General features: G+C 46.2%; 18 protein-coding genes. 15 read left to right on the top strand and 3 right to left on the bottom strand.

Annotated elements, in window-relative coordinates:
* Positions 1 to 5: 5 nt before the first annotated feature.
* On the top strand, positions 6 to 1,421 hold the full coding sequence (locus AF333_RS25875; protein WP_043063642.1) for a cobyrinate a,c-diamide synthase: 1,416 nt from the start codon (positions 6 to 8) through the stop codon (positions 1,419 to 1,421).
* Positions 1,418 to 2,890, top strand: a complete 1,473-nt coding sequence (cobA, locus tag AF333_RS25870) for a uroporphyrinogen-III C-methyltransferase (RefSeq protein WP_043063641.1) — start codon at positions 1,418 to 1,420, stop codon at positions 2,888 to 2,890. Before AF333_RS25875 ends, cobA begins: the two co-directional genes overlap by 4 nt.
* 65 nt (positions 2,891 to 2,955) lie before the next feature.
* On the opposite strand, the gene AF333_RS34245 is transcribed toward cobA, so the two are convergent.
* Positions 2,956 to 3,189 carry a hypothetical protein gene (locus tag AF333_RS34245; protein ID WP_043063640.1) on the bottom strand — a complete coding sequence of 78 codons (234 nt, stop codon included), beginning with the start codon at positions 3,187 to 3,189 and terminating at the stop codon, positions 2,956 to 2,958.
* A gap of 168 nt (positions 3,190 to 3,357) precedes the next feature.
* On the opposite strand from AF333_RS34245, the gene AF333_RS25860 reads away from it, so the two are divergent.
* The 3 genes from AF333_RS25860 (at position 3,358) to AF333_RS25855 (ending at position 4,689) form a co-directional block, all read left to right on the top strand.
* Complete coding sequence (locus AF333_RS25860; RefSeq protein WP_043063639.1) at positions 3,358 to 3,894, top strand: helix-turn-helix domain-containing protein; 537 nt, start codon at positions 3,358 to 3,360, stop codon at positions 3,892 to 3,894.
* A 67-nt stretch (positions 3,895 to 3,961) separates the two neighbouring features.
* Positions 3,962 to 4,102: an STAS domain-containing protein gene (locus tag AF333_RS33990; protein ID WP_158502274.1), complete on the top strand. Its 141-nt coding sequence runs from the start codon at positions 3,962 to 3,964 to the stop codon at positions 4,100 to 4,102.
* Between the two features lie 308 nt (positions 4,103 to 4,410).
* Positions 4,411 to 4,689: an HU family DNA-binding protein gene (locus tag AF333_RS25855; protein WP_043063638.1), complete on the top strand. Its 279-nt coding sequence runs from the start codon at positions 4,411 to 4,413 to the stop codon at positions 4,687 to 4,689.
* A gap of 106 nt (positions 4,690 to 4,795) precedes the next feature.
* Here AF333_RS25855 and AF333_RS25850 read toward each other — a convergent pair whose 3' ends face one another.
* Positions 4,796 to 5,458 carry a PspA/IM30 family protein gene (locus AF333_RS25850; RefSeq protein WP_043063637.1) on the bottom strand — a complete coding sequence of 221 codons (663 nt, stop codon included), beginning with the start codon at positions 5,456 to 5,458 and terminating at the stop codon, positions 4,796 to 4,798.
* Positions 5,455 to 5,748, bottom strand: coding sequence for a hypothetical protein (locus AF333_RS25845; protein WP_043063636.1), 294 nt, complete (start codon positions 5,746 to 5,748; stop codon positions 5,455 to 5,457). The genes AF333_RS25850 and AF333_RS25845 overlap by 4 nt, the downstream gene beginning before the upstream one ends.
* A gap of 418 nt (positions 5,749 to 6,166) precedes the next feature.
* Between AF333_RS25845 and AF333_RS25840 the strand changes: the two genes are divergently transcribed.
* From AF333_RS25840 to AF333_RS25795, 10 genes are all read left to right on the top strand, one after another.
* On the top strand, positions 6,167 to 6,856 hold the full coding sequence (locus AF333_RS25840; protein ID WP_043063635.1) for a serine/threonine-protein kinase: 690 nt from the start codon (positions 6,167 to 6,169) through the stop codon (positions 6,854 to 6,856).
* 22 nt (positions 6,857 to 6,878) lie between these two features.
* Positions 6,879 to 7,700, top strand: a complete 822-nt coding sequence (locus AF333_RS25835; RefSeq protein WP_043063634.1) for an EcsC family protein — start codon at positions 6,879 to 6,881, stop codon at positions 7,698 to 7,700.
* Between the two features lie 392 nt (positions 7,701 to 8,092).
* Positions 8,093 to 9,130, top strand: coding sequence for a glycine-rich domain-containing protein (locus AF333_RS25830; protein ID WP_043063633.1), 1,038 nt, complete (start codon positions 8,093 to 8,095; stop codon positions 9,128 to 9,130).
* Positions 9,131 to 9,189: 59 nt separating this feature from the next.
* Positions 9,190 to 10,551 (top strand): sigma-54 interaction domain-containing protein, encoded by a 1,362-nt coding sequence (locus AF333_RS25825; RefSeq protein ID WP_043063632.1) that lies wholly within the window; start codon positions 9,190 to 9,192, stop codon positions 10,549 to 10,551.
* A gap of 241 nt (positions 10,552 to 10,792) precedes the next feature.
* Positions 10,793 to 11,554, top strand: coding sequence for an enoyl-CoA hydratase/isomerase family protein (locus AF333_RS25820; protein ID WP_043063631.1), 762 nt, complete (start codon positions 10,793 to 10,795; stop codon positions 11,552 to 11,554).
* Positions 11,555 to 11,579: 25 nt separating this feature from the next.
* Positions 11,580 to 12,440 (top strand): 3-hydroxybutyryl-CoA dehydrogenase, encoded by an 861-nt coding sequence (locus tag AF333_RS25815; protein WP_043063630.1) that lies wholly within the window; start codon positions 11,580 to 11,582, stop codon positions 12,438 to 12,440.
* A gap of 1 nt (position 12,441) precedes the next feature.
* The gene (locus AF333_RS25810; RefSeq protein ID WP_043063629.1) at positions 12,442 to 13,578 is read left to right on the top strand and encodes an acyl-CoA dehydrogenase family protein; all 1,137 of its coding nucleotides are present in this window, start codon (positions 12,442 to 12,444) and stop codon (positions 13,576 to 13,578) included.
* A gap of 10 nt (positions 13,579 to 13,588) precedes the next feature.
* Positions 13,589 to 14,296 carry an alpha/beta fold hydrolase gene (locus AF333_RS25805; protein ID WP_043063628.1) on the top strand — a complete coding sequence of 236 codons (708 nt, stop codon included), beginning with the start codon at positions 13,589 to 13,591 and terminating at the stop codon, positions 14,294 to 14,296.
* A 160-nt stretch (positions 14,297 to 14,456) separates the two neighbouring features.
* Complete coding sequence (gene zwf, locus AF333_RS25800) at positions 14,457 to 16,010, top strand: glucose-6-phosphate dehydrogenase (RefSeq protein ID WP_074715419.1); 1,554 nt, start codon at positions 14,457 to 14,459, stop codon at positions 16,008 to 16,010.
* 2 nt (positions 16,011 to 16,012) lie between these two features.
* Entirely contained in the window at positions 16,013 to 16,648 is a 636-nt protein-coding gene (locus AF333_RS25795) for a cyclase family protein (protein WP_043063627.1), read from the top strand.
* Position 16,649: the final 1 nt, after the last annotated feature.

Raw genomic sequence — 16,649 nt, 5'->3', positions numbered from 1 at the left:
TGGATATGGGCAGCAAACGAATCATCATTGCCGGAACGGGAAGCGGAGCGGGAAAAACCACGATTACTATCGGTCTCATGGCGGCATTCAGAAAAAAAGGTCTGGTCGTACAAGGATTTAAGTGCGGACCAGATTATATCGACCCGGCATACCACACAGCCATTACCGGTCGTCCTTCGCGTAACCTAGACAGCTGGATGCTTACGGAGGATGTTGTACGCGGTGTGCTGACCCGTGCAAGTGCAGACGCTGATATTTCTGTAATAGAAGGCGTTATGGGCCTATATGATGGAAAAAGCCCAGTAGAGGATAGCGGAAGTACGGCTGAGATCAGTTTGCTGACGCAAACGCCGGTTGTGCTGGTTGTGAACGTGCACAGTATGGCACGGAGTGCGGCGGCGGTTGTAAAAGGATTTCAGGCGCTGAATCCTAACGTATCTATTATAGGTGTTATTGCTAACCATGCGGGAAGTGAAGGACATGGTGAACTCATTCGGCAGGCGGTAGAGAAGGAGTGCGGAATTCCGCTGTTAGGTACGCTTGTACGGACACCAGAAGTTCGAATTCCAGAGCGTCATCTGGGCCTTCTGCCAGCTGTGGAGCGCGGAGAATTGGAACCATTATTCGAGCAGCTGGGTGAGATGGTGGCTCAGCGCATTGACATAGACCGGTTGCTTGCATTGGCTGAGGCTCCACCGATTCCGTCGAATAGTACGTTTCGCCTGTTTCCCGCGGCGAAAAAGCTTAGGACAACTGTGCGTATTGCAATCGCAAAGGATGCAGCGTTCAATTTTTACTATCCGGAAAATCTCGAAATGCTTGTGGAAGCAGGCGCAGAATGTGTATTCTTTAGTCCACTAGCTGGAGAATCCGTGCCTGACGGAGTGGATGGATTGTATATTGGTGGAGGATTCCCGGAAGAATTCGCCGCTGAACTGGCAGCAGCGGAAGGAAGCCGTACTTCAGTACGCAGGGTGATTGAGAGCGGAATGCCTACATTTGCTGAATGCGGGGGTTTTATGTATCTGACCAATGAAATCATTACGACAGACGGCGAGAGTTATCCGATGGTGGGCATTATCCCTGGACGTACACGTATGCAGACAAAACGAGCGGCGCTCGGGTATCGTGAGGCGTACGGTCTGGCAGGGAACTTTCTGCTGCAGGAAGGCGAGACGGCCCGCGGCCATGAATTCCATTATTCGACGTTTGAGACGGATGAAGAGCTGCCTCGGGCTTATGAGGTGCAGAGCCGGTTCGGCAAGAAGCAAGAAGGTGTTCTGCGTGAGAATGTGGTAGCGGGTTATACACATCTTCATTTTGCTTCTGCGCCTTTAGTTGTGGAACGATGGATAAGCGCCTGTCTTGCCTATCAGGAGAAGCGTATGGCACCATCCGCAAATAAAGGGGGGAGCCGATGAGCATGGGTAAAGTATACTTGGTAGGAGCAGGGCCGGGTGATGAAAAATTAATTACGGTACGGGGGCTGGAATGTCTCCGCAGAGCCGATACGATCGTCTACGATCGTCTGGCAAATCCCCGGCTGTTACGGTTCGCAAAACCGGGTGCAGAATTCATTTTCTGCGGTAAATTTCCCAAGCATCATACGCTTCGTCAGGAGGCTATAAATGAGCTTCTTGTGCGTAAGGCACAGGAAGGTAAGCAAGTGGTTCGCCTGAAAGGCGGAGATCCTTCCGTATTCGGTAGGGTAGGAGAAGAAGCAGCGGAATTGGCCAGCCATGGGATTGAATATGAGATCGTTCCAGGCATTACAGCGGGCATTGCCGCCCCGGCGTATGCAGGTATCCCGGTAACACACAGAGAGTATGGTACCAGCTTCGCCGTAGTGACTGGACATGCGAAGACGTCGGATGGAAAACCGGCCGTGGACTGGATGTCACTCGGCGGCATTGACACGCTTGCGTTTTATATGGGAGTCAAGAACTTACGATATATATGTGATAGTCTTATTCAGCACGGTCGTCATCCGCAGACCCCGGTCGCATTAGTGCGGTGGGGAACAATGGGTGGACAACAGACCGTGCAGGGAACACTTGAGACGATTGTACGCAAGGTTGAAGAAGTAGGTCTGGAGAACCCTGCTATTACCCTTGTAGGTGACATTGTCGCCTTGCGGGAGCAAATCCGTTGGTTCGAGAATAAGCCATTATTCGGTCGCCGTATTCTAGTAGCACGTACCGGAGGAGAGCAGGGAAATCTGGCAGATGCGCTTTCTGAGAGAGGGGCAGATGTTATTGAATATCCGTACTTCTCTGTGCATGAACGAAGCGATGAGATAGTAGTAGAAACGATAGCGCGAAGTGGCGAATATGAAAGGATTTTATTTACTTCTCCAGAGAGCGTCACTTTCTTTTTTGCGGCGTATCGTCGAAGCGGTAGGGATATTCGAGAGCTTAAAGCCATGTTCTATACGCTTTCCCGACGAACAGGGCAAAAGTTGCAGGAAATGGGCTTTGCTTCCGAAATTGTGCAACCCTTCTCTGCCTCAGATAAGTGGCTGGTTGTCGGAGAGGCCTGTATTCTGAAAAATCGGGAACAGTACGAGACTGAATGGGGTACATGTGATTTGCTCGCGATATACGAAAAGGAAGAATGCTATGAATACAATGCGAATATGGTACGACTGCTTCGTGGGGAGCCGATTGATACGATAGTCTTTCCGAGTGCGGCTTCTGTAGAAACGCTTGTTAGGTACTTAGAACGTGCAGAAATAGATCCTTATGCCATGTTTTCTGTCGCCTCGCTCGTTTGTATGGGCGAGAGAACAGCCGAAGCCATTCAAGCGGCCGGTTATTCAGCGGAGCGGGCAGCATCCCCGACTCTTGAGTCGCTTATTGCTTGTCTTATCACAGAGAAGGTGAATGAATAGATGGTGGTTTGAGGAGAATTCGGTACAAAAACATGGAGATTTCCATTTTTGTACCGTGGCTTCTCCTATTTATATGCTTTTCCTTTGGTTAGAATACAAGGTACGCCGAATCCAATTGCTCCAGGTTCGGCCATTTTCTTAATATAAGCCAGGCCACGTTCGCATTGCTGCTTGCATACGATGCATTTATCCACAGTTACCACTTTCATATTGAAGCGATTGCGCTCTTCAGATGATATCTGGTGCCTACCTTTGCCTGCCGGCTTTTTGTTCCCTGGTTTTTTGTTCGCTTTTGCCATGCTTTTCTCCCTCTCTTCTTCAAGGTTCCTTTGTTCCCTGACAGTGTATGAGAAAAGGGCTTGTCCCGACATTCAATTGTAGCGGATTTAGTAAAATGTCATTGACAAAAACAAAAAATATAAATACTCTTGTTATCGAAAATGATAATAAATGGAGAATGAGCAGTTATGAAAGAATCTAAAGCTGATTTGCTGCTACATCCAGTACGCATGCGAATCATTCAGACGATGGCTTCCCACGGCTCCTTGACGGTACAGAAGATCGCTGAAAGACTACCTGATATTCCGCAGGCGACCCTTTACCGTCATCTCAATAAGCTATTAAAAGGCGGGATTCTCACTATTGTCGAACAGCGACAAATTCGTGGTGCGATAGAGAAGGTATATGCATTAGAAGCGCAGGGGGCTAACCTGACTCCTGAAGATATGGCCAATGCGTCGCGTGATGACCATATGAAATATTTCGCTACATTTCTTGCTGTATTAATGGGGGACTATGGTCGGTATCTTGCTCAAGAGCAGTTAGACATGATAAAAGACGGAGTGATGTATCGGCAGGCAAATATGCATCTGACCGATGAAGAATTTCAGGAATTTCTTCAGGATTTAGTTGCTGTATATAAAAAAGCAATGGATAAAAAACCGAGTGAGGAGCGCAGACCGAGAAGTGTGAGCACAATTATTATTCCAGAACCGAATAAATAATCCACGGGCTTAGTAAGCGGAATAAAGGAGAAAAGCTACAAAGCTTCCCTCTCCTATTATTCCCGTCTTGGAAAATATCATTGTCATCTCGCTCATTGGCAAGTATGATGATAGAAGAGCGAAAGAATTAATGATTAAGGCACTCGAAGAAGTGAAGCAATATCAGGCCAAATTTACGATTTTGGGTGTTACGGTCTTGACAGAATAGGACGACTATTATATTCATATGTTAGACCAGTTAACAGATACGGTCTGACTGGTCGGAGCTTCGGTGATTTTGGTCGGCATTTCCCCATCACTTGGCGTGCAGCTTGCGCATTCTATCTTCGCTCTAGAAGGGCTAGCATGCTTTTCGGTGTTGAAGTATGGCATCCATTATACGCTCTTTAACATCATGAAGAGCGAAAAATAAAGAAAAAATGCTCTTTCTCTTTTATAATAATGTTTAAAATGGCTAGCATTTTGGAAGAATGGGTATTAGAATAAGAGATTCCACTGTTTATAAGGAGGATACATATGAATAAAACAGAACTGATTGAAAAAGTAGCAGAGAATGCGGAAATGACAAAGAAGCAAGCATCCCAAGCTGTTGATGCGATTTTGAGTTCCATTTCAGAAGCGCTTAAGTCAGGCGAGAAGGTTCAGCTTATCGGGTTTGGTAACTTTGAAAGCCGTGAGCGTGCAGCTCGTAAAGGACGCAATCCGCAAACAGGAGAAGAAATCGAAATCGCAGCTACGAAAGTGCCTGCATTCTCTCCGGGAAAAGCGTTGAAAGATGCGGTAAACGGACGATAAGTAGAAATGTAAAAAACTGTCGCGGAGATTCCTTCGCGACAGTTTTTTCATACAAGGGGAAATGAGAGATTGTAATGTGAAAGATTTTGTTAGGTGGACGTAAATGCTATTGTCGGCTCGCTTTTAATTGCTGTAGGGCTTCCTCTACTTTTGCATTCCGCTCATCATTCCGCATTTGCTCTTCCAGTGAATAATAGGCAGGTCGTATGTAGCGGGTTGCTTCTGCCTCTGTTTCCATCATCATTACCTTCTCTTCGATGCGTGAAAAGCCTTTAGCGGCGCTTTCCGTATCGATAGAGTACAGGGCTTGATTCATTTGCTTACTTGCACGTGCTGCATTGGCACGGGATAGTAGGGTTGCTTTTTTATTTCGCATTTCATAGAATTTGTCTTTTAGCTCCTGCAGCTGTTCGCGTAACAGGATTGTTTGCTGGCGTGCGATTTCGTACTGTTTTCGATATTCTTCTGCTTTGCTATCGCAGATAAGCTTGTCTTCCAATGCGCGGCGGGCAATTGCTTCATCCCCAGACTCTACTGCAAGACGCGCCTGGCGCTCCCGTTTTTCGCTGCGGGCTTCAGCCTCTTCAAGCATCATCTTCCATTTCTTTTCGACCGCGATTTGGCGTGCGATGGCAAGCTCCGCCTGCGAGATTTCACTCTCCATATCTCTCATATACTGATTGAGCATCGCCACCGGATCCTCTACATGATCCAGTACTTGGTGCATTGTCGCTGTTGTAATATCACGTACGCGTTTGAACAGGCTCATTGGCTTGTCCCTCCTTGGTTCATTTCTTTTTCCCATAAATCAATTTCATCGGCATGATGTGTTTTCCTAGTGTCAAATGGATGGTGTGGCATCATATCCTGAAACGGATTTGACATCGGTTGCATCGGCTTTTCTCCCTGTGCTCTCTTAATGATATTCCAGCCTACATAGATGAAGAGCCCTGCGATAAACAGTGGGATGAGAAAACCGAGGTTTAAAATGCCTAACAGCATAATTGTACCGATACCCATCATCCCCATTCCGAAGAGATAGGAACCTTTCTTCCTCATGTGTGTGCCTCCTTTATCTTTTTGTTTTGCGTGTTCTGCTCTTGTCTATATAATATCCCGGCTAGCATCTCGGCATAACGGGCGGCCGTTTGATTTTCGCTACGTCCCGAGACGGAGGCAGAAGTCGGCCTTAAGCCAAATGAAACAAATTATACTTTCCATTTTTCTAAAAGGTATAATATAATGAGTATAGGTATAATATGAGGACATGGATGCCTCGCATATAAGGGGAGTAGCTACCGGACATGTGCCGGTCAGTATATCGTCAATACAGCGGCATGGTTCCGCTCGGTATGCTGAGCCCATATTTTTAGTAGGGTAAGCAAGACCTTCGCATTCTTTCAGATTTTTCTGGAGGTGTGTGAAGGTCTTTTTTTGTTAATCATATTACAAAAAGTGGAAAGAAAGGTTGTGAATTATGTCCTGGAAACAGATTGTTCCACTTATGGAGCAGGTGAGGATTACGACGGTCGGCGATAATGAACTGGTACAGGTCGTATACGTACCGGAAAAAATAACATGTGTAGGCTTGGGTACGGATGCGGCTGTTTTTGTACACTCGGAATATCCGCTCTATGCGTATAAGGTATATGCTCCGGGAAGAGAAAAGAAGCTAGAGAATGAAGAAAAAGCCTACCGGATGCTGGGTGAGAATCCATACTTCCCCCATTTCTATGGTAAAGGGCCAAACTTTATTGTATTGAGTTATGAGCGAGGAACGAATCTGTATGATTGCCTTATCGAGGGTATATATATCCCGAAAGCTGCTGTTAAACAGGTGGATGCAGCGATTCAATATGCACGTGAACGGGGACTGAATCCGAGGGACATTCACTTGAAAAATATTATTCTGCAGGATAACGGTATACGCCTTATTGATGTATCGGAATATGTACGAGAGGGAAATGACAGACGCTGGGAGCACCTGAAAGAAGGGTACCGGCTGTTCTATCGCTTTATCGCCCACAAGAAAATTCCGCGCCCGGTGATTGAGTTTGTCAAGAAGAGGTATGCGAAGCAGCAAGGACCCGGCTTCTCGGTCAAATCGTTCGGCGCTTCGTTGTTCCGAAAATTGTTTCGTGGTAAGGAGAAGAACCTCTCGCTGTAAAAATATAAAGAGGAGTGAGCGCATGGAAACACGCGGCTATTTGCAGGAAGAGCTGGAAAAGGTTAAAAAGTGGGAAAATGAGCAGAAAGATTTATGGTTTTGGGAGAAGCTAGGCCGCATCCCGTTTAAATTGCTTGATCGCATTACTCCGGCTTTCGTGCATGAGAAAATTGGCCAGGCGTTAGATGAAGTGGGAAACTATATTCAGACGGGCGGAAGATATCTCATCAGCGAACGAGAAGTATTGGGGCGCTTTCCGACTCAATCTTCGGACGGTAGTGCGTTGCGGGAAGTGCTTCAGGTAGAGGACGTCGCAGAACGCTCATTGCAGGATATGGATAAAGTAGCTGATGAGCTGCGAAACTCACGTAAAAAAATCGCTATTTTTCAGGGGGCGACAACCGGAATCGGTGGAATTTTTACCCTCGCAGTTGATATTCCGGCATTGCTTGGGCTGTCATTAAAGGTGCTGCAAGAAGTTGCTGTTGCATACGGATATGATCCGAAAGAACGGGAGGAGAGGCTGTTTATTGTTAAATGCATGCAGTTCGCTTCCTCTGATGTAGTCGGCAAGCAAGCTATTATCGATGAATTGTCCGCATATGGAGAAGGGCAGAAAAATACGCAGACGCTGTCGCAATTGCAGGGATGGCGCGAGGTCGTGCTAGCATACAGGGATAACTTTGGATGGAAAAAATTGTTTCAGATCGTGCCTATAGCTGGCATTGTATTTGGCGCTTATTTAAACAAGTCCACAATCGAAGATGTGGCCGAAACAGGTATGATGCTCTACCGTAAACGCCGTATTATGGAGAAGCTTGCACACATATCACAAGAGGCATAAGAAAAACTTGCGGGTGTTGCCGTTCTTTCTTATCTATTAAAAAAGGTGGTTCCGTCAAACGGAACCACCTTGGTTTGTATATAGGGTTTAAATTTGGGAAATTCCCAGGCAAATAAGAATATATACCGACGCAATTAGTGACATGGTCATAAAAAGCGTAAATATCGATTTTAACCGACTCATTCTATTCCCCGCCTTATTCAATCATTTGCACTATATTATTATAGGAGGATCATAAAAGATGATCTAGCACAACTTTCAAGAAATTAATAGAATTTTAATTCGGAATTTTTTGTATTTGTTACTTTATTTATATTTTTTCGTATAGTTAAATATACAGATATATACCATATACCCGTTAGTTACATTATGTACATGAGGAGGCGAACCTTATGGAATGGAGTCTTGCAATTATTATGTGTTTGTTAGTAGCATTCTTCATATTACTTAAGCAAAGCAAAAATTCTAAAAGGATGACGAGAAAATCGGAACCAATAAAAATTCCGCTTCGCCACGTTCCAAAAAGCTTTAAAAAGCCAATTCCGAAACAGCTGGACTTGCTTCTGCATGCGCCGTTGCATGAAATGGTGGGACGACTGGAGAGTACCATGGATGGCGAATTCGGCCGGGTTATTAAGATGAGAGTGATGGCAAAGCATCCGGACTGGACGGAGAAAATGTACAGCTGGATATTATTTGAGTGGAAACGATATTTTCTGATGGCGTCGCTATATAAATCCGTGCCGATGTATAGCGAAGACGTGGATGAAATTTGGCATGAAATGCTGATGTTTACACGTGAATATGAAAAGCTTTGTGTATCTGTGGCTGGTGAGATGATTCATCATGAGCCGCATGTTGAGCGTAAACCAAATCCTAAGGAACGTGCGCTTTTTGATGTGCTGTACAGTTTGCTATTCGAGGTCCATTCCGCTAGCTGGGATATCTGGGGTACCTTCTTTCGTTCGCCGTTGAACCGACAGACAGCCCGTGAATTAAGCGAGAGAGGCGAAGCCGATATTCACGATATGCTATTTCGTGACCATCCGTTCGTAGCGGAAGAAACCCGTTATTTGGCAGGTCATTTGCATGACATGCTGAAGGAAGCTGCTTCTGATTCATCAGCTTTTGCCAAAAAAACGAAGAACCGAACCCGTTATGGCAATCTGGAAAAAGTGGCGGTAGCAGCTATTCTGTATTCGTTGCTGAGCGCAAAGGATTTTGAAAGGGAAATGCAGCTTATGCTGGGCATGGAAATGCAGAGTAAAGCGGTAGCGGCCGGTGCTTCAAGCTCTGGCTGTTCAACGTATACGTCCGGTGGAGGCAGCAATTGCAGTTCGAATAGCGATTGTAATGATAGTGGAGGAGGTAGCAGTTGTAGCGGGGGAAGTAGTTGTGGAAGCAGCTGTGGTGGTGGATGCGGCAGTTAGATAAGAAGGGTGCGGAAGTGCCCTTTTTTCAATAGAGTAAGAAAGAGGGGGTGAGCATGATGAAGCTGGAGAAGCATCTGCTTTCTATATTGGAATCACTGCATGATGCGGTACTGGTCATTAGTAAAGACAGCACCATCGTCTATGTTAATACGGCGTATTCCGTACAGTTCGGCGTACCTGCACATAAAATCGTTAATCGAAAACTGAGTCAGGTTGAGCCCGGAGCCCGTATTCTGGAGGTGATAAAGACGGGCCAGCCGCTAATTAACGATTATAGTTACTTGCATTCCCTTAATGTTCATATTTTCGCCAATATTACACCGCTGCTCGAAAAAGGGGAGCTAATCGGAGCAGTTGCCATTATGAAGGATATTAGCGAGTTTTATGGATTGCAGGAAGAGCTGAACAAGTATAAAACATATTCTACAAAGCTAGAAGAGCAACTGCACGAAAAAATCTTCTCTCTTTTGGAAAGTCATGCGCCCGGCATGCGGCAGGCGGTAAATGTCGCTAAAAAGGTGAGCGATTCAGAAGCAACGCTGCTGTTGTATGGAGAGACAGGAGTTGGAAAAGAAGTATTTGCCCGTGCTATACACGAGGCTAGCCAGCGAGGAGACAAGCCATTTGTTGCGATTAATATGGCGTCCCTGCCGGAGTCATTATTCGAAAGTGAGTTATTTGGCTTTGAAGAAGGAGCATTTACCGGTTCACGGAAAGGTGGCAAGAAAGGACTCTTTGAACTGGCGGATGGTGGTACGCTGTTTTTGGATGAGATCGGAGAGCTTTCCCTCTTCCTGCAAGCAAAAATTCTCCGCGTGCTTCAGGAGAAAACATTTATGAAGGTAGGCGGAACGACTACCCATCCTCTGGATGTGCGCATTATCGCTGCTACGAATAAGAATCTGCAAGAATTAATCCGGGAGGGAAAGTTTAGGGAGGATTTGTATTACCGATTAAGTATTGTGCCCATACATATTCCCCCTTTGCGCGAACGTAAGCAGGATTTGCCGATTCTTGTTAACAACATATTGGGCAAACTTCGCATTACCTATAAGAAGCAGATCACGGTGACGCAGGAAGTATATGAAATATTTGAGCGATATGATTGGCCTGGTAATATTCGGGAGTTGCATAATGTGCTTGAGAGAATGATTGCGATCTGTTCAAAATCGTACTTCGTGCCGGAAGATATCCCTTCGTTTGTGCGTGAAGGAGCAGAACGGGGAGAAAACATCACAGACAGTACAGTACAGAGTAAGACAAATAAGATGAGCCTTCCTGGCATTATTGAGAGAACGGAAAGAGAGATGCTGGAGGAAGTATTGAAAACAAGTCGAACGCGCACGGAAGCTATTCAAAAGCTTGGTATTAGCCGCAAAGCCTTCTATCAAAAATTGAAAAAATATAACATCAAATAAAGAAAGGAATTGTATCTATAGGAAACAAACATATACTAAAGAAACAAAAATATATCCTATGGAAACAAATTTTTGTTTCTTTAGTATATAAAAAGAAAATAGGGAAAAAAGAATTCACATATATCATATCGTTTTTTAGACATATAACAAAAAGAATTATCCGAATTGGCATTATTATTGCTAAAATAATCTTATATAAATGAGGAACATAATCGAATAGATAATATGGAGGTGCGAAGCGATGAAAGTCACATGGGAATTAGATAACCGGTTAGGTACGATTACGGTTGATGCGCCGCCGGTTAATGCGTTGAACAAAGAGTTCTTTGCTCAGATGGATGAAATTCTACATAACATTGGCGAGGATTGTGATGCTGTAATCATTACTGGTGCAGGAGAAAAAGCTTTTGTTGCAGGTGCGGATATTAAGGAATTCCCTGAATTGGACCGAGAAGCGGGCATAGAGCTCTGCAAACGGGGACAGGCAGTTTTTCAGCGTATTGCTGAATTGAAGCAGCCTGTTATCGCCGCGATCGATGGATTTGCATTAGGTGGAGGGCTGGAACTGGCGCTGGCATGTGATTTTCGTGTAGCCAGTCGCAAATCACAGCTTGGGCTCCCAGAAGTGAAGCTGGGCATTATTCCAGGATACGGCGGTACACAGCGTCTCGCCCGTCTGGTAGGTCCGGGCAAAGCAAAGCAGCTTATCTTCTCTGGTGAGTTTGTTTCTGCAGAAGAAGCATACCGTATCGGGTTAGTAGAGCAGCTCGTAGATGAAAATGCCCTGACGGAAGCGAGAAAATGGGCGCAAACAATAATGAAGCGGGGACCTATCGCAGTGAAGGCGACGAAGCGGGTTATCGATCAAGGGCTTGCGACGTTACTTGAAGAAGGACTGAATCTGGAAGCACAGGCGTTTGGAGAGATTTGCCTGACAGAAGATAAGAACGAAGGGGTGGCTGCTTTCTTTGAGCGCAGAGACCCTCATTTCCAAAATAAATAAGTAAGAAAGCAGAGGGAGATATGAGATGGCGAAAAAAATTGGTGTAATTGGATTTGGCACGATGGGCTCAGGAATTGCACAGGCGGCTGTAGAAGCGGGATATACGGTTGTAGCGGTAGAACAGAAGCAGGAATTTTTTGACCGTGGACTGTCCGGCATTCAGAAGAACTGGAACCGCAGCATTGAGAAAGGTCGCTTGACGGAAGAGAAGAAACAGGAATTCGAAGGCGCACTCACGACAACGGTTGAATGGGATCGCTTAAAAGATGTAGATTTCATTATCGAAGCAGTTAGCGAAAACATGGAATTGAAAAAAGAATTGTTCAAAAAGCTTGATGAAGTTGCCGGTGAAGATATTATCATTGCGACGAATACATCAGGCTTGAGTGTAACAGAAATCGCCAGTGTAACGAAACGTCCAGGGAAAATCATTGGTGTTCATTTCTTTAATCCGGTACCGGTAATGAAGCTGGTAGAGTTGATTCGCGGCCAGAGCACGGCTGAAGAAACATACCAGGAAGCGAAAGCGCTCGTGGAAGCAATGGGCAAAGAGACAATCGATGTGAAAGAAGCGCCACTGTTTGCAGTGAATCGCATACTCGTACCTATGATTAATGAAGCGATTTTCGTATTGATGGAAGGTACGGCAAGCGCGGAAGACATCGACAAAGGCATGAAGCTCGGCGCAAATCATCCGATCGGACCGCTGGCGCTAGCTGATTTGATTGGCCTCGATACGCTCCTGTATGTACAGGATTCCCTATATGAAGAAACGCAGGATTCCAAGTATCGTAGCGCTCCACTGCTACGTAAGCTCGTGCGCGCTGGACATCTGGGCCGCAAAACGGGTAAGGGATTCTACGATTATACGAAAGGTGCAAAGTAAAATGAGTTTTGCATTAACAGAAGAGCAAAGAGAGATTCAACAGGGCATCTATAAGCTTGCGCAGGAGAGAATTAAGCCCCGTGCAGCTGAGATCGATGAGAAGGGAGAGTACCCGTTCGATATTAAGGACTTGCTAAGTGAATATGGCTATATAGGAGCGAATCTGCCGGAAGAGTATGGTGGCGCTGGTTTGGATTTGCTGACGTATTGCCTGATTGTCGAAGAGGTAGCGCGAGTATGCGCTTCTTCTTCCCAAATTATTACCGTACAGGAACTCGGTTCGCTTCCAGTGCTTCTTAGCGGCAATGAGGAACAGAAACAGCGCTTTATGCCTGATCTTGCCACAGGGAAGAAGCTAGCTTGCTTCGGTTTGACTGAGCCGAGCGCCGGTTCTGATGTGAAAAGTATGAAGACCCGGGCGGAAAGGGACGGCGCATATTACCGTCTAAACGGTCAGAAATGCTTTATTACTAATGGTAATATCGCCGATGTGTACACCGTTTTCGCCAAAACAGATAAGGGTATTACCGCTTTTCTAATCGAAAAAGGAACACCAGGACTCTCTGTTGGTAAAATCGAAAAAAAGATGGGTATTAAAGGTTCACCAACCGCGGAGCTTTTCTTCGAGGATTGCCGTGTGCCGGAAGAGAACGTAATCGCTGAAGAAGGTCAGGGCTTTCTTGTCGCAATGAAGACACTGGATAAAACGCGGCCGGGAATCGGGGCGCAGGCGCTTGGCATTGCACAGGGAGCACTTGATGTTTGCCTGGAGTATGTGCAAGAGCGCGAGCAATTCGGCCGACCCATCGGCTCATTCCAGGGTATTCAGTTCATGCTGGCGGATATGGCAACGCAGATCGAGGCGGCGCGCGGACTTGTATACCGAGCAGCCAGCGCGCTAGATAATTTGGGCAATACAGGTAAGGACCCAGCCATGATGCGATTGGCTTCCATGGCTAAAGTATTCGCTTCAGATGTCGCGATGAAAGTAACGACAGATGCGGTGCAAATCCTGGGCGGTTATGGATATATTCAGGAGTTTCCTGTGGAGCGCATGATGCGCGACGCGAAAATTACCCAGATATACGAAGGTACCAACCAGATTCAACGTGTAGTTATCTCAAAATCCATCATGTAGGAGGAGAGCGATGAGCGTATCCCGACAGCTTCCGTTTGTATTAATTCATGGCGCGGGTGGGACTAAAGATAAATTTCGCGGCTTGAAAGAAAGGTTAGGCAATATTTCTTGCCTAACACTCGACTTGCCTGGCCACGGTGAGAATACGGGAAGCCGCTGCAACACGATTGAAGAATATGCAGAGTGGGCCAATGCACAAGTTGCAGGTCAGGATGTGATCGTGGTAGGGCATTCGATGGGCGGTATGGTAGGCATTGAGATGGCCGCCCGCAATCCCGATGTTAAGGGATTAGTGCTGGATGCCAGTCATTATGAGATGCCAGTGCATCCAAAAATTCTCGAAGATTTGGCGGGCGGGACGTTCCCGGATTTTCTTTTTAAAGCTTCTTATGGTAAAGAGGTAACACCTGAACTTCTTGAAGAAGAACAAAAGCAGCTCTCCTGGGTTGAGACGATCGTCGTACATGATGATTTCCGTGCATGCAACGAATATAGAGGTGCGGACATTTTCGCGAAGCTAGACGTTCCAATCCTAGCTGTCTATGGTTCGGAGGATAAGTTGTTGCCGAAAGGTGCTGCTGAAAAGGCGAAGGAATTGAACGGTAACATACAGACAAAAACGGTCGCAGGTGCCGGTCATTATATCATGCTGGAAAAACCGGAGGAGTTTGCGCAAGCATTGCTCGGGTTCCGCGAATTCTTACTTGCCGGAGTATAAACAGCAAGTCATCTATCCCTCTGTCTTACCATAAGACAGAGGGACTTCTATTTTTTTATCAGGCCCTCTATCTACATTACCAGGCGGAAGGCGGGATAAGATAAGGTATAATGTAGATGATTGATTAACGGAAAAATCTTTTAGGTGAGGAGTGCCGCGATTGTCTACCCAACACGATTCTATCCAGCCTTTTGTTTTCCTTATTTTCGGTGCGACGGGAGATTTGGCCAAGCGCAAGCTGTTTCCCGCTCTCTACAATTTGTACCTGGACGGTCATTTGAACAACGAGTTTGCCGTTATCGGGATCGGAAGAACGGAGATGGAAGTCTCTCGATTTCGCATGTTTGTCAGAGAAGCGGTTTCTGAGTTTGGGCGTTTACCTTTGCAAGAAGGAGTAGAGTGGGAGCGATTTGCTGCACGGTTTGATTACATAGCGTTTGACATTATGGAAGCGGACGCATACGCTTCCTTGTTAGCTGTGGTGGAAGAAAGAGAGAGGAAGATGCAGCTTACGGGCAACCGGATGTTTTATCTGGCAATTGCGCCTCAGCTATTCGGAACTGTATCGAACCATCTGAAGCGTAGTGGACTTACGAATACAACAGGATGGAAGCGGTTAGTTGTCGAGAAGCCATTCGGTCATGACCATGCTTCAGCAGAAATGCTGAACGAAGAGATTAAGCGTTCATTTGCGGAAGAGGAAATCTACCGTATCGATCATTATTTAGGTAAGGAAATGGTACAAAATATACAGGTTATCCGATTTGCTAACTCTATGTTCGAACCGCTTTGGAATAATCGACATATCGACAATATTCAGATTACCGCCAGCGAGACGGTAGGGGTCGAAGACCGTGCTTCTTACTATGACCGCGCGGGTGCCCTGCTTGATATGGTGCAGAATCATATGCTACAGATGGTCATGATGGTATGTATGGAGCCGCCGAGCAGGTTAAATACTGAAGCGATCCGCGACGAAAAAGTGAAAGTTATGCGCGCGCTTCGTCGCTACAACGAAGAAGAAGTGGACAGGCATGTCGTACGCGGGCAGTATACGGAGGGAAAAGGCCGGCAAGGCATGGTTTGCGCATATCGAGAAGAGTCAAACGTTAATCCGGCGTCCACAACGGAGACATTCGTGGCGGCTAGATTGTTCATCGATAATTTTCGCTGGGCAGACGTACCTATCTACATTCGTACCGGCAAACGAATGCCGGAGAAAGTGACGGAAATCGTTATTCAGTTTAAGGCGTTGCCAAAACGCTTATATTTTAACAAAAATGATGATTTAACCCCGAATCTACTTATTTTCCGTATTAATCCGAAAGAAGGCATCACATTGCTGCTGAACGCCAAGAAGCAAGGAGCGGATAGTCAGATTGTGCCGGTTGGGATGGAGTATTGCAATAATTGCGGGGACGCACCGCCAGAAGCATACGAAAGCCTACTGCATGACGCTATGCTTGGAGACTCTACTTTCTTTACACGTTGGGATGAAGTATCCCTGGCCTGGAAGTTTATTGATCCGATTCGGCGCGCATGGGATAAAAATCCACGTTCCCCGGAAGAATACGCCGCAGGTACGTGGGGGCCTGCCGAATCATACAAGATGATTATAAATGACGGAAAAAGATGGTGGACGGGTGAAAGTACCGAGGAAAGAAAAACAATCAAAGCGGTGGAACAGCAGAAATACCGAAAAGGGGAAAGCTAACAATGTATGAATTATATGATATATCGATGCCCATTCATTCTGGCATGGTAACCTACAAAAACAAGTCAGAAAAGCAGCCTGCTATCCGTGTGGTGCAGAATTTTACTCAGGCTTCTGCATATGAATCACGGATTGATATGGACATGCATACAGGAACGCACGTCGATTCTCCACTACACATGCTGCCCGACGGTGGAACGATGGAGACCATCCCGATTCAACGGCTCGTTGGGTCTTGTCGGGTGCTTGATGTCACAGCTGTCGAAGATAAAATTACGAAGGGTGATCTGGAAAGATTCGCGCCCCAGAAAGACGAATTCCTTCTCCTGAAAACGCGAAATTCCTTAACGGATGATTTCGGTTCCGGATTTGTATTTCTGGCTGCGGATGGAGCAGAGTATTTAGCGGCAGCCGGCGTACGTGGTGTAGGCATCGATGCACCGGGCATCGAGCGTGATCAATCCGGACATCCGACCCACAAAGCGTTATTTGAGGCAAGTAGTATCATTGTAGAAGGGCTTCGTCTGGGTGATGTACCTGAAGGTGCGTACTTTATGGTCATCGCCCCCATTAAAGTACTAGAAACGGAAGCCGCCCCAGCCCGTGCGCTATTATTTTCCGGCCTGAAAACAGAGTAGA

This window comes from Aneurinibacillus migulanus (genome assembly GCF_001274715.1).
GTDB lineage: Bacteria > Bacillota > Bacilli > Aneurinibacillales > Aneurinibacillaceae > Aneurinibacillus > Aneurinibacillus migulanus.
This window is presented reverse-complemented; position numbering and strand designations above follow the sequence as displayed.